Below are 10,547 nucleotides of genomic sequence, written 5' to 3'. Positions count from 1 at the left end.
ACTGAGACGTTTTGGAATGCGACTTAAGTCTCTGTAGTAAATGAAGATAGAATACGGAATCCTGTTTCGTCTACACCCGATTTCTGGTATTTTGCAAGGAACGGATTCCCGGTGTTTCCTCCTGAGCTGGATTTGTCTGCATGTCGCGCCTTTATCAGCTGGTTTTTCTCTTCTCACTGCTCTGCGGCTGCTGGCTGGCGATGATGGGAGTGCACGAACTGGGGCACGTATTGGGAGGCCTTTTCTCGGGGGGCTCGATTTCACGGGTGGTTCTGCATCCGCTTTCGATTTCGCGTACGGATCTCTCCGTCAATCCTGTGCCCGCGCTGGTGGTCTGGGCGGGACCTGTTCTGGGGGTGCTGCTCCCTCTATTGTTCTGGCTGGCAGGGCATCTGCTGCGAATGCCGGTTGTCGCATTGTTACAGTTTTTCGCGGGTTTCTGTCTGATCGCCAACGGCGCTTACATCGCCGGCGGTTCTGTGGAAGGCATCGGTGACTGTGGTGTGATGCTGCAGACAGGGACGCCGCTGTGGGTGATGTGGGGGTTCGGGCTGATGACTGTTCCCGCTGGTTTCTGGCTCTGGCATCGGCTCGGTTCGTTCCAGGACTGGTGGCGGCAGCCGGAAAAAATAACCCGACGCTATGCTCTGAGCCTGTTTTTCTCTGTGGTCCTGCTCACTACTTTACTGATCTTTTTATCGCCCCGTTTCTGATTCCTGTTTGCTTCCGACGGGTTTCATCTGATACCTTGAAAGCAGCGCGGACTTTCATTTTCAGGAGAACGTTCCATGTCAGAGGTCTTCAATCGTCGCCAGATGCTGGGAATCTGTGCCGCTTCGGCTTCCGCACTGTGGTTGCCGGAACTCACGTATGCTAAAGCGGCCAAACCTAAAGTCAAAACCTTCACCTTTAAAACAGTGGGTGACCTGGAGATCAAAGCCGACGTCTATCGAGCCGACGATAATCAGAAGCGGCCCGTGATGGTCTGGTTTCATGGCGGTGCGCTGATCGTGGGACATCGCGGAGGGGTGAGTGGTCGCGTCCTGCAGGACATGCTCAATGCCGGCTACACGGTAGTCTCGTTTGATTATCGTCTTGCTCCCGAAACGAAACTGCCGGAAATCATCGCGGACCTCGAAGACGGATTTACCTGGCTGCATGAAAAGGGTCCCTCGCTGTTCAATGTTGATACCAGCAAGGTTGCCGTCTCAGGTGGTTCCGCAGGTGGCTGTCTGACGATGGTCGCCGGTTACCGGGCCAAACCCAGGCCCACGGTTCTCGTCCCTTTCTGGGGCTATGGCGATCTGATTGGCGACTGGATCGGCAAGCCGAGTCCGCATGCACGTCATCAGACGAAACGGACAAAAGCCGAAGCACTTCAGGAAGTCGGCACAACGCCAATTGCCGACTCCCGGGACAGTAAAAAAGAACGGGGGGAATTCTACAAGTATTGTCGCATGCACGGACTCTGGCCCCAGGCGGTTGCCGGCTGGGATCATCACAGTGAACCGGAAAAGTTCTACCCGTATATGACAATTAAAAATGTCACGAAAGAGTATCCGCCCACACTCATGATCCATGGCACAATAGACACTGATGTGCCTTACGAGCAATCCACAATGATGGCGGAGCAGTTCCAGCAGCATGGCGTGGAACATGAACTGGTCACCATCCCGAATGGCGAACACGGACTGGCGGGCGGCGATCCGAAACTGATTGAAGACGCCTATCAGCGGGCGTTTACCTTCATGCACGATCACATGCAGTGAACCTGTTCCTGGCTTCCGGGAAAAGAAAATAACGTGTACGACGTTCAACAGGCTCAAGTTCTGAAGCGAATTGGTCGAGAGATTCATCGTAGCCACTGTTCCATTGCTCGCTGATCAGGCTACGATCGCGTATGTGTTTTAGACTTAAAAGGATGTGAGTCTATGTTTGAGCTCTGGATGACTTTGATTCCGATTCTGATTGCGGATGTCGTCAACCCTGTCTTATTCGCTTTTCTGGTTTACGCCGCTGGCACGGATCGCCCGATTGTCAACTGTTGCGCTGTCCTGCTGGGGCATACGCTGGCTTATTATCTTGCTGGAATTGTGATTGCAGTCGGCATCGAACAGATTTCCGATCATCTCTCGCATCCGCAACTGATCGATTACATCATCGGGTTTGTGATCGGTCTGATTCTGCTCTGGGTAGGTTACCTCTCCTGGAAAACTCAAACTAAAGAACAGGCGGAAGAAAACCGCACGGTGACGCCACTCAAGGCGATCGGTCTGGGGGCAGTGGTCAGTTTCATGGGCATGCCATTCGCGCTTCCGTATTTTGCGGCGTTAGACCAAATGCTCAAGGCCGACATGACACCAGTGACGGCGCTGGTTGTGTTGGCGGTCTACAACGTGCTGTATGCACTGCCGTTTGCCCTGGTGCCCGTTCTGATAGCCACTTCCGGTCAGAAGAGTCAGGAAATCTTACGCACCATTAATTCGTGGCTGGTCAGCATCAGCAATTTTCTGATGCCTATTCTACTGACGCTGGTCGGGCTGGCGCTGATCGTCGATTCGATGATTTATTTTGTGACCGGATACGAGATGTTTTAATAGATTCCCGGTTGTCGCATTGTGTATGATAGAATCCTCTGATTCCGCCATTACTCAAATCGATTTGAATTGCGCGGTGACTTTGCCGTTTCCGGGGATTGATAGATGGATCAAAGGGATTCACCAGAACATACACAACAACTGCCAGGCGATGAGACGCCTTGCTCTGAGCAGATTCGTTATTCGCCGATCTCCATGACGGCTGTGATGTCAGCCGGGCTGGGTGTGTTCTGTATGTCGGGATTCATTTTCCCTACTCTGGCATGGCTGGCGATACCCGGCGTTGTGCTGGGATGTGTCGCGCTCAAGTCCATTCGCCATTACGAACTCAGCGGGCGGAAAATTGCGCGACTTGGAATTCAGCTTTCCCTGGTCTGTGGAATGCTTGCACCCATTTGGCATCTGACCTGGTACGAAATCCGCTTCTACTCCGAAGCGCTCCCCGGCTACCAGCGTGTCAGTTTCGGAGAGATCGTGAATGACAGAAAAAATTTCGACAGCCGAATGGAATCTCTGCTGGGAAAAAACATCTGTTTCAAAGGATTTGCCATCTATGCGGGGCAGGGATCCCACAAGCAGCAGTTTGACTTGTATTACTCTCAGCCCAGAGGGGGCTTCGGGTTTCAACCGGGACACAGAGAGGTTGTGTCAGTCCAACTGCCCCAGGGAAAAACCTGGGAATGGGATCATCAACCGATCGCTGTTTCGGGCAAACTGGTGCGTAATCCGGATGCGAAAACCGATCCGGAAGCACCGCAATTCCTGCTGGAACAGAGTGCCGTTTTCCCCGCGCGGACTTCCGATCATTTTCAGGGTCCATTCTCAGCGAGGAGAGGCTGTTGAGAACCCTGTTAACGAATCTGGTGTCTTGAGAACTGAATCTCATTTTAATCTGATCCTTGTTCCGATCCTGAAGTGCAGACATTCATGGATACAAAATCGTTTCCACCGCGCGTGCACATTTTACTCGCCCGCGACAGCCCGCATGCTGTTGTGATCAGACGGGGACCCGCTAAGCAAACCTGCATCCTGGGATGGGATCGACGTCGCAATACATTTACCGTGGGACAGTGGCTCAAAGGGCGGATTTATGAACGTCGCTGTGATATCTCACCTGATGGCAGTCACTGGATCTATTTTGCCATGAATGGGAAATGGAATTCCGAAACCGGAGGCTGCTGGACAGCGATCGCCAGAACTCCTTATCTCAAGGCATTGGATCTGGCGGGGCAAAGCAGTACCTATTACGGAGGGGGCCTGTTTATCGACAACAGGACCATCTGGGAAATGGGAGGTGACAAATATCTGCAGAGATCGGGTCTGTTCCAACAGGGCGATCCCGATTTCATTACCCGCTATTATGGCACCGGATGTCCGTCCGTGTATTATCCCCGTCTGGAACGGGATGGCTGGAACCTGCGGAGTACGACCATCAACGATACAAAGTATTCCGGTGTACTGTTCGAAAAAGAATTACCTGCCGACTGGAAACTGATCAAAGTATGCCATGTCTGGGACGAACATCTGCTGATCAGAAAAGATGGAACGATCGATACGTTTTCCAACTGGAAATGGGCAGAATGGGCAGATGAATCGATCTACTATGTTAGAGAGGGACGTCTGTTTCAAATGAAGATCATCGATGAGAAACAGTTGAGTGAACCGGTCTGCCTGCACGATTTTCATCCGTACCAGTTTGAAGCGAAGCCGGCGCCTTATTGAATGAAGCGGGAGTGATTACTGATGAACTCACATCTGTCGGAAGCCTTTCTTTCATTTGCAGGACCGGAGTGCCGGGAAACTTCGCCGCTGTACTGCAGTCTGACGGAAGCCATTGCCGCTGATGAAGAGCTGTTGCTGATTGCCGGGCAGGCTCCCGCCGGTCAGCCGGTTCCGAATCTGCTGTTTGCGGCGGTGCATTATCTGCTGGTTGCCGATCCCACTCATCCACTGGCAGAATATTACGCGACGTGCACACCGCAGCCGAAAGATCCTACCCAGGCCTTTCCGGCGTTCAAAGATTTCGTACTGAGTCATCAGCGTGAGATCATCGAACTGCTGCAGACACGACTTGTACAGACCAACGAAGTCCGCCGCTGTGCGTTTCTATTACCTGCGTTTCAATTTGCCTTGCGGCATCTCGAGCCTCGGCCTGTTGCGCTGCTGGAGATTGGCTGCAGTGCCGGGCTGAATCTGCTCTGGGACCGTTACCGTTATGAGTATGATGAGAGTGAAGAAATATATGGCGATCTTTCCTCGCCGGTACTGATTACTTCTGAATTTTGTGCAGACCATCCTGCTGTACTCAGCGATCCGATGCCTACTGTCTCAGAGCGGATTGGCGTTGATCTGAATGTGATTGATACCTCAATCCCCGCGGAAGCAGACTGGATAAAAGCGCTGATCTGGCCTGAGCATCACTGGAGACGATGTCTCATGGATGCCGCGATAAAGCGGCAGTCTGAATTTGATCTTGATCTGCGCAACGGCAACGGTTTCGTACAGGTGGAAGAAATCGCAACAGAGGTTCCTTTGGGTTCATTGCTTTGTATCTATCATACGCATGTGGCGAATCAGATTTCTCAAGCGGAGCGGGAATCCTTTTTGAAAACGTTGAATCAACTGGGACAGCAGCGCGACCTGGTTCATATGTTTAATAATCTACATGATGCCCTGTTGAGATTACAGATTTATCGGGATGGTCAGCTGAGTGAAATACCATTAGCGAACACGGACGGGCATGGTGACTGGATTGATTGGCTGGCCTAAGTGGTCTGAAATACGCTTATCTTTCAATACACGTGTATGACAACAAATTGAATAAACGACAAGCTGGTGATTCATAAGCAACACCGGACACAATATACTGCTTGTAGAATACCAGAGCACTTCAGTAGGAATTTCCAGGAAATGATTCAGAGGTAAAGCCATGCAGAAACCCATACGAGGAATGACGCTGTTGGTGATTACGGCGTTTACGATTTCGTTACTCGCCGCTGACCAGACTGAAAAGAGAACGTTTCAGGAACCGCAAACGTATGAAGATGCAGAAGGTTTGTCCCGGAAAACGGCTGGATTTAAGAATCTGCAGAAAATCGGACTGGCCATGCATAACTACCACGACCTGTTTGGGCAGTTTCCGTCGGCGGTCGTGTATGCTGCGGATGGGAAAACGTCGCACAGTTGGCGGGTGGAACTGCTGCCGTTACTGAGAGAGTTCGTTGATGGTGCAGCGCCTTTCAGGCTCAAGTATATGGATCGAGAATTGTATAATGCGGCGATCAAGGAGTGTGGTTACGATATCAACCAGCCTTGGGACAGCCCTGAAAACCTGAAAGTTCTCGATCACATTCCACCCGTCTATCACCACCCTGGAGACAAACCCGATTCTACCGAAAGCGCTTACTATGCTGTGGTCGGAAAAGGGACGGCTTTTGCTCCCGGCGAAGTTACCAGCTATACGGACATCAAAGAGTGGCCCGCTTCAACATTGATGTTGGCCGAATCGCGCAGCAGAGCGCCCTGGACGAAGCCGGTTGACATCGCTTATTCAGAAGATGCCACCGTCCCCCGCTTTGGCGGCTTCACTGCGCACGGTTATCTGACTCTCAGCTGCGATGGCGGTGTGCATTTTATTTCAGACTCCGTCTCCCCCAAGAATCTGCGGGCCTTCATCAGCAGAGACCGGACTGATACCATTCAGATTCCCGGTGTGCCTTATCGGTATTAACCGCAGTAAGCTTCTTAAAGACAAAGTTCCTCAGTATGCAAACGACAAATCGCATTGTGATCGCTGGAGGCAGCGGGTTTCTGGGATTAAACCTGGCGCAATATCTGACGGAACTGGATTATGAAGTCGTGCTGCTCTCGCGAAACGAACCCCAGCGTCAGGGGGCCTGGCGGTTTGTACGCTGGGATGCCCGCAGTGTCCGTGAGTGGTGCCGGGAACTGGAGGGAGCAACCGCGATTGTGAACCTCGCCGGTCGCACGGTCGACTGCATCAAGACTCCCGATCACTGTGACGAAATTCTGCGTTCGCGGGTAGAAGCAACGGAGGTGCTCGGTAAAGCAGTGCGGAAGATTTCCTCGCCGCCTCCGGTCTGGGTGCAGATGTCGACAGCACACCGGTATGGCGATCCGCCGGAGTGCGTCTGCGATGAAGACGCTGCCTTCGGATATGGCCTGGCTCCTTTCGTGGCGCAGGAATGGGAAGCTGCTTATTCCCGAGCGGTCCTGCCTGAGATGCGGCAGGTCATTCTGCGAACCAGTTTTGTCGTCGGCCGCAACGGAGGTGCTTTGTCGCGGCTGAGTAAACTCGTTCGCTGGGGACTGGGGGGAACTGTAGGCAGTGGTCAGCAGGGGATGAGCTGGATTCACGAACTGGATATGAATCGCCTCTTCTTTCGTGCGATCATCGATGACAGTATGCAGGGAGCTTACCTGGCAACGGCTCCGGAACCGGTTTCGAATGCCGAATTCATGCGCGCTTTACGAAAAGCACTCAAGAGGCCGATCGGTCTGCCCGCGGCAAGCTGGATGGTACGGATCGGCGCGCCGCTGCTGATGAAGACCGATCCCGAGCTGGCTTTATATGGTCGCTACTGTGTCTCGCGTCGTTTGCGGGAAGAGGAGTTTGAGTTTTCTTTTCCCGATCTGGAATCTGCGCTGCAGAACATTTATAGTTGAGGTAAGTCAGATTTGAAACGGACCGAAGCCACAGGTGTTTTTTATGAGAACCCGATTGATGACATACCAAAAGCTGACACTGATGTTGTTACTGCTCACAATGGGGTGTGAGTCTGCAAACAGCATGGATGAGGGAGTGGCTGATTCAACTGAAGTCGAAAAATCAACCCAGCCTGAAGTCATCCAGTCACCGTCGGATTCATTCGATCCGATGTATCGACCGGTGATCGTGATCATGAAAAATCTGCCGGGAGGTGCGTCGTCTTCGGTCAAATTCAGTCCTATGCATCGCTCTCCCAATAAAACGGTAAAATACGGTTTGTCTTTGGGCAGTGAGCTCCCGCAGGGAGGGTCCAAAGTAACCTGTCAGTATCTGCGAACGGATCAACAGGGAGATCATTATCGTTTCGAACGCACGTTTCTCCATGATCAATCGACACAGAAAATGGTGACGAAGGAAGTTGTCTACACAGGCAAAGACCTGGTGATCTTTCAAGACGAGGCGCAGCGCATCAGTATGCGGCCTGCAGAGGATGAATCTGAATAGCTGCAGATGGTTACGATCCAGCAGTTCAAAATAAGTCACGTTCTCATAACGTGCTGACTGAGAAGGTCACCGCTTTTCGGACCGGGTTGGATTTCGATGCAAGGCCAGACTGCGACATTCTGCCTGCATTTTTATGAACGCCTGTTTTTTAAGCGACAAACGACTTTGACTGTTGTATACTCGTACCTGGAACAGAAAATTAGTTTTCTATAGAAAATAGTCCTGAGCAGAACGACTCAGCGATGCTGTTCCGAAGAGTTGATTGATTGAACATTTTATGGAGAGGACAAGTATGTCGATCATTACTGCAAGTCGGGTCTTTCTGAAACATGCGCTCGGTGATTCAGAAACTGTCAAAGTGGAACGCATCCTCGATGATCAGGAAGGGGAAGTTTCTTTTTCTCCTGAGGATCGTCGCTGGAAGCTGAATCAGAATCAGCTGATTATTACCATTGACGTCCAGCCGACAGAAAACGTGGTGTTTGAATGCCACGACGAGCTGACTGCACTGGGCCTGCAGATTGCAGATGTTCCCGAAGTGATTATTGTCGAAGGTCTCGCGGAGTGCTCCGATGTGTGCCGTCAGATCGCAGAGCGACTGGCAGCAGAATTAGGGGGCATCACGCGTGGTGCAGAACAATGCAGTTGAGACTGCGCTCAGTCAAACTTATCAGCCGATGAAAACCGGCTCTCTGTTTCAGAACCGGTTTCGCGGCTGATTGCCGCTGATTTTTGTTGAAGAAATTTTCGTGACTCTCATGGAGTCTGCGATTGGGAAATGAATACGGCCAGTGGATTGTTGCTCCACTGGCCGCACCTGTTTTCAGCAAGCTGGCGGGTCAGATTTAATACTCGCCGATCACATTTCCGTCTGATTTACTTCCCAGGTCCTGCCAGGTGCCCAGGTTGATGTTTTCGGAAATAAACTGAATCCGTCCATCTGCGAAGAGTACATGCACGCCGCCTGTATGCTGGCTATGCGAACCCATTAGAGCCGGTCCGCCGGTTCCGCTGGAGCATTCGAGTAAGTCGGTATTCGGTCCGACCAGGGTCGTGTAGCTCCACATATGCATTGCCTGTCCCCAGAACCAGGTGTAACCTCGCAGCATCTGGTTGGCAGTACCGGTGCAGACTGTATTGGAGGTGGTATTGGCACTGGCGTAGGGAAGTCCCACGATACATTCGGCAGCGATCATGGTATTCGAAGTTCCGTCGGTAATGTCACGAATGCGGGTGGCGCTGTTCAGGAACATGATCGATTTTCCGTTGTTCGCAAAGTCAGTTCCGCCGGCTGAGAAAGTGCCGTACTGGGCTGAGCAGACAACATAGTTGGTCGGGCCATAAGCAGACTGCCCTGTGGTTCCGCGGCTGCCGGGATCGCTGGGGCAACGAAAGACCGGCAGTTCCTCTTTCATGACGGAAGTATTGGCGGTTCCGGTATTACCAGGCTGGATGCTCCAGTCGATCAGGTTGTACAGATTCGCCTGATCCACGTAAGGGAGAATGCGTGCCTGCCAGCCAATCTGGCTCGACAGCCAGCTGTTCGTGACAGTGCGCACATGGGCGGAGGGGAACGTCAACGCTGTATCGTGATAGTTATGCAGAGCCAGACCGATCTGCTTCAGGTTATTCTTACAGGTGGAACGGCGGGCTGCTTCACGCGCCTGTTGCACGGCTGGCAGCAGCAGTGCGATCAGAATCGCGATGATGGCAATCACCACCAGCAGCTCAATCAAAGTAAATCCCTGGCGGCGCTTCAGAAAAGTAGTTTTCATAGTGTTTGTGTTTCCCTCTAAGAATAGAAATAGAATGATCAATCAGATCATCGGACTGCAGAAAAATCGCTAGCGGGTCTGGAGTGAAAAATCAGCGGTGTTTTCACCGGTCTTCACTTCATACCTGAGCGTGGAATCAGCGTTGTATTTCGCAGGAATATACTGCTGCATGATTTCGGTTTTAACGCCGTCAAAGTTCTGGAATTTACCCGTTTTCCGGGTGGCGTTAACCATGATTTTATTCGCACCGACTACCGGTCCCTGGTCATTCGTCAGCGAATAGACGCCGTTGGTGATAATGGCCTGAACCGCTTTGCCATGAACCCGCTGCCCTGTAGCATCGATGTCGGGGATGAACTGAATACTCCCCTCGGAGAGTGGCTTGCCGTCAAAGCTGACCGTTCCTGAAACAGCGGCGCGTTCCAGACCTTCTTTCGAACCGCCAAAGCAGCCAGTGAGTGTCAATGCGCACAACGTCAGCGCAGAAAAAGTCGAGCGGGGAACGGAAAGCATAGTGCCTGTACTCTCGAAACAAATGGGAAAGCGTTAAAGGATCAAAGCAATTGAGCTGCGGGTCTGGCTGGTTGAGAAAGCGAGTCTTAGAGCGTCTTCAGTGAGGATCGGGGAGATCAAGGCTTGCGCCGGGCAGGTTTCGTGTCGCAGCAAATCTATGTATCTAACCCCCATTATATGTTGACCGTTCGCGGAAATTTAAAAAATTATGAAAAAATGAGGTAGAGGCGCGCTGCTAATCTTTACTCGTCTGAAACTGGTAAACACTGAAACACTTTTCAAAGCCCGTGAACTGGAAGATTGATCAGGTCATTCAAGGTCGAACTGATACGTGTACGGATATATTTGTCCTTTTTCATTGTGAATGGGTACCAGTGTCTCTTATACTTGAGAGCAGATAGAAACAATCATTCCTCAGACTCCTGCCTT

General features: G+C 51.7%; 12 protein-coding genes. 10 read left to right on the top strand and 2 right to left on the bottom strand.

The window, feature by feature from the left end:
* The first annotated feature begins 140 nt into the window (after positions 1-140).
* From ACN0YN_RS19185 to ACN0YN_RS19140, 10 genes are all read left to right on the top strand, one after another.
* Positions 141-713 carry a hypothetical protein gene (locus ACN0YN_RS19185; RefSeq protein WP_417386618.1) on the top strand — a complete coding sequence of 191 codons (573 nt, stop codon included), beginning with the start codon at positions 141-143 and terminating at the stop codon, positions 711-713.
* Between the two features lie 75 nt (positions 714-788).
* Entirely contained in the window at positions 789-1,769 is a 981-nt protein-coding gene (locus ACN0YN_RS19180; RefSeq protein ID WP_417386617.1) for an alpha/beta hydrolase, read from the top strand.
* Positions 1,770-1,931: 162 nt separating this feature from the next.
* Positions 1,932-2,597: a GAP family protein gene (locus ACN0YN_RS19175; RefSeq protein WP_417386616.1), complete on the top strand. Its 666-nt coding sequence runs from the start codon at positions 1,932-1,934 to the stop codon at positions 2,595-2,597.
* Between the two features lie 105 nt (positions 2,598-2,702).
* Entirely contained in the window at positions 2,703-3,440 is a 738-nt protein-coding gene (locus ACN0YN_RS19170) for a DUF4190 domain-containing protein (protein ID WP_417386615.1), read from the top strand.
* Positions 3,441-3,524: 84 nt separating this feature from the next.
* Positions 3,525-4,319: a hypothetical protein gene (locus ACN0YN_RS19165; RefSeq protein WP_417386614.1), complete on the top strand. Its 795-nt coding sequence runs from the start codon at positions 3,525-3,527 to the stop codon at positions 4,317-4,319.
* Positions 4,320-4,340: 21 nt separating this feature from the next.
* A complete protein-coding gene (locus ACN0YN_RS19160; RefSeq protein WP_417386613.1) occupies positions 4,341-5,366 on the top strand; it encodes a DUF2332 domain-containing protein in 1,026 nt (341 codons plus the stop codon).
* Positions 5,367-5,526: 160 nt separating this feature from the next.
* A complete protein-coding gene (locus ACN0YN_RS19155) occupies positions 5,527-6,327 on the top strand; it encodes a DUF1559 domain-containing protein (RefSeq protein ID WP_417386612.1) in 801 nt (266 codons plus the stop codon).
* Positions 6,328-6,362: 35 nt separating this feature from the next.
* The gene (locus tag ACN0YN_RS19150; RefSeq protein WP_417386611.1) at positions 6,363-7,283 is read left to right on the top strand and encodes a TIGR01777 family oxidoreductase; all 921 of its coding nucleotides are present in this window, start codon (positions 6,363-6,365) and stop codon (positions 7,281-7,283) included.
* 43 nt (positions 7,284-7,326) lie between these two features.
* Positions 7,327-7,830, top strand: coding sequence for a hypothetical protein (locus tag ACN0YN_RS19145; protein WP_417386610.1), 504 nt, complete (start codon positions 7,327-7,329; stop codon positions 7,828-7,830).
* Positions 7,831-8,122: 292 nt separating this feature from the next.
* Positions 8,123-8,479 (top strand): hypothetical protein, encoded by a 357-nt coding sequence (locus ACN0YN_RS19140; protein WP_417386609.1) that lies wholly within the window; start codon positions 8,123-8,125, stop codon positions 8,477-8,479.
* 196 nt (positions 8,480-8,675) lie between these two features.
* Here ACN0YN_RS19140 and ACN0YN_RS19135 read toward each other — a convergent pair whose 3' ends face one another.
* Together ACN0YN_RS19135 and ACN0YN_RS19130 are read right to left on the bottom strand one after the other, a co-directional pair.
* Positions 8,676-9,605: a DUF1559 domain-containing protein gene (locus ACN0YN_RS19135; protein WP_417386608.1), complete on the bottom strand. Its 930-nt coding sequence runs from the start codon at positions 9,603-9,605 to the stop codon at positions 8,676-8,678.
* A 69-nt stretch (positions 9,606-9,674) separates the two neighbouring features.
* Positions 9,675-10,118 carry a hypothetical protein gene (locus ACN0YN_RS19130; RefSeq protein WP_417386607.1) on the bottom strand — a complete coding sequence of 148 codons (444 nt, stop codon included), beginning with the start codon at positions 10,116-10,118 and terminating at the stop codon, positions 9,675-9,677.
* Between the last annotated feature and the right edge of the window lie 429 nt (positions 10,119-10,547).

Source organism: Gimesia sp. (genome assembly GCF_048260065.1).
In the GTDB taxonomy this organism is placed as follows: domain Bacteria; phylum Planctomycetota; class Planctomycetia; order Planctomycetales; family Planctomycetaceae; genus Gimesia.
Note: the sequence above shows the minus strand (reverse complement) of the source record. Positions and strands in the feature narration are given on the sequence as shown.

Excerpts from the sequence above, each read along its gene's own strand:
- ACN0YN_RS19150 (WP_417386611.1), top strand. The coding sequence starts at position 6,363 with ATGCAAACGACAAATCGCATTGTGATCGCTGGAGGCAGCGGGTTTCTG.
- ACN0YN_RS19170 (WP_417386615.1), top strand. The coding sequence starts at position 2,703 with ATGGATCAAAGGGATTCACCAGAACATACACAACAACTGCCAGGCGAT.
- ACN0YN_RS19140 (WP_417386609.1), top strand. The coding sequence starts at position 8,123 with ATGTCGATCATTACTGCAAGTCGGGTCTTTCTGAAACATGCGCTCGGT.
- ACN0YN_RS19185 (WP_417386618.1), top strand. The coding sequence starts at position 141 with ATGTCGCGCCTTTATCAGCTGGTTTTTCTCTTCTCACTGCTCTGCGGC.
- ACN0YN_RS19160 (WP_417386613.1), top strand. The coding sequence starts at position 4,341 with ATGAACTCACATCTGTCGGAAGCCTTTCTTTCATTTGCAGGACCGGAG.
- ACN0YN_RS19135 (WP_417386608.1), bottom strand. The coding sequence starts at position 9,605 with ATGAAAACTACTTTTCTGAAGCGCCGCCAGGGATTTACTTTGATTGAG.
- ACN0YN_RS19165 (WP_417386614.1), top strand. The coding sequence starts at position 3,525 with ATGGATACAAAATCGTTTCCACCGCGCGTGCACATTTTACTCGCCCGC.
- ACN0YN_RS19130 (WP_417386607.1), bottom strand. The coding sequence starts at position 10,118 with ATGCTTTCCGTTCCCCGCTCGACTTTTTCTGCGCTGACGTTGTGCGCA.
- ACN0YN_RS19180 (WP_417386617.1), top strand. The coding sequence starts at position 789 with ATGTCAGAGGTCTTCAATCGTCGCCAGATGCTGGGAATCTGTGCCGCT.
- ACN0YN_RS19155 (WP_417386612.1), top strand. The coding sequence starts at position 5,527 with ATGCAGAAACCCATACGAGGAATGACGCTGTTGGTGATTACGGCGTTT.
- ACN0YN_RS19175 (WP_417386616.1), top strand. The coding sequence starts at position 1,932 with ATGTTTGAGCTCTGGATGACTTTGATTCCGATTCTGATTGCGGATGTC.
- ACN0YN_RS19145 (WP_417386610.1), top strand. The coding sequence starts at position 7,327 with ATGAGAACCCGATTGATGACATACCAAAAGCTGACACTGATGTTGTTA.